This is a genomic window from Pelomicrobium sp. G1 (assembly GCF_051905455.1).
Taxonomy (GTDB): Bacteria; Pseudomonadota; Gammaproteobacteria; order Burkholderiales; family UBA6910; genus Pelomicrobium.
This window is the reverse complement of sequence record NZ_JBQACR010000034.1, coordinates 1-1,791: the sequence shown is the minus strand read 5'-3', so window position 1 is coordinate 1,791 and position 1,791 is coordinate 1. Positions and strand designations below refer to the sequence as shown.

Annotated in this window: 1 protein-coding gene; it reads right to left on the bottom strand. The window is 67.4% G+C overall.

Translation table 11 applies throughout. The annotated features are described in order from the left end of the window. Positions 1–3: 3 nt before the first annotated feature. Positions 4–1,791: a sulfoacetaldehyde acetyltransferase gene (gene xsc / locus ACTFO6_RS17215; RefSeq protein WP_439935664.1), complete on the bottom strand. Its 1,788-nt coding sequence runs from the start codon at positions 1,789–1,791 to the stop codon at positions 4–6.

Genomic DNA, 1,791 nt, shown 5'->3' with positions numbered 1-1,791 from the left:
GCCTCACACGTAGTCCTTGTACTTTTCCAGCAGCCGTTTGGGCTTGGAGAGGGCGTCGCGGCGGAAGGGGTCGCCGAGCTCGCGCGAGACCAGGATTTCGAGGATGGTGGTTTTGCCCTCGGCCTGCGCCTGGCAGGCGGCGGAGAGGGCGGGGCCCACCTCCGAGAGCTGGTCGATCGTGACCCCCTCGGCCCCCATGGTGCGGGCGATGGCGGCAAAGCTCGGGTTTTCCAGATCCGTGCCCACGAAGCGGCGGCTGTAGAAGTCCACCTGGTTTTTCTTCTCCGCCCCCCACTGGCGGTTGTTGAACACCACCGCGGTCACGGGGATTTTCTCGCGCACGCAGGTCAAAATCTCCCCCATGCTCATCGCCCAGGCCCCGTCGCCCACGTAGGCGACGGCCGGCCGCTCGGGGGCGGCCACCTTCGCCCCGATCACGGTAGGAAAGGCGTAGCCGCAGTTGCCGAAGCTCATGGCGGCAAGCATCGAGCGCGGCCGCTCGAAGCGCAGGTAACTATTGGCCACCGAGCAGATGTTGCCGATGTCGGTGGAGACCATGGCGTCTTGGGGCAGGGCGCGCTCGAGCTCCTTGAGGACCTGGCGCGGGTGCAGCAGATGGGGCTCGGCGCGGATCACCTCCTCGGAATAGGGGTCGCGCTCGTGGGTCCACTGGGCAAGCTCCTGCTCCCAGGCTTCCTTCTCCGCCCGGATCGTCTTGAGCCGCGCCTCGCGGTTTTGCGCGCCGGCGAGCCGCTTGCCTTGAAGCCGCGCAAGGAGCGCCTCGGCCGCGGCCCGGGCATCGCCCGCAATGCCCACCGAAATCTTCTTCACCAGCCCGAGCATCCGGGGATCGGCGTCCACTTGGATCACTTTCGCGCTCTTCGGCCAATAGTCAAGCCCGTGCTGGGGCAGCGTGCCAAAGGGGCCAAGGCGCGTGCCCAGCGCCAGCACCACGTCGGCCTGCGCCAAAAGCTTCATGCCCGCCTTCGACCCCTGGTAGCCCAGGGGCCCGGCCCACAAGGGGTGGGACGCGGGGAAGGCGTCGTTGTGCAGATAGGAGGTCACCACCGGCGCCGAGAGGTGCTCGGCCAGCGCGACGCACGCCTCCACCCCCTCGGCCAGAATGACCCCGCCCCCGGCGATGATCACAGGAAACTGGGCGCTGGCCAAAAGCTCGGCCGCCTCGCCAAGGCTTCTCTCGCCCCCCGCCCCCCGCTCGATCACAATGGGCGCGGGAATCTCGAAGTCGTATTCGCCGTAGAAAAAGTCCCGGGGGATGTTGAGCTGGGCCGGACCCAGCTCCAGCATCGCCCGATCGAAAGCCCGGCCCGTGAGCTCCGCCATCCGGCGGGGGTTGTTCACGTGGGCCTGGAACTTGGTGATCTTGGAGAAAATGGGCAGCTGCTCGGTCTCCTGAAACCCCCCCAGCCCCATGGTCATGCTGCCCGACTCGGGGGTGATCACCACCACCGGGGAATGCGCCCAGTAGGCCGCCGCTACCGCCGTCACAAAATTGGTAACTCCAGGGCCGTTTTGCGCCATGCACACCCCGTGGCGCCCGGAGATGCGGGCATAGCCGTCGGCCATGTGCCCCGCGCCCTGCTCGTGCACCACCGGAATGTAGCGAATGCCCGCCGCAGGAAAAAGATCCAGCGCATCCATCAGCGCCGAACCCACGATCCCAAAGACCTCCTTCACCCCGTGCGCCACCAAGGTCTCCACGAACGCTTCGCTCGGAGTCATCCGCACCGGACCCACGCCCACCAGCGCGCTGCCCCGGGGCTCTTCCAT

What these genes read in the sequence shown, in the direction of transcription:
- xsc (WP_439935664.1), bottom strand. Translation starts at nt 1,791, where the DNA reads ATGGAAGAGCCCCGGGGCAGCGCGCTGGTGGGCGTGGGTCCGGTGCGG.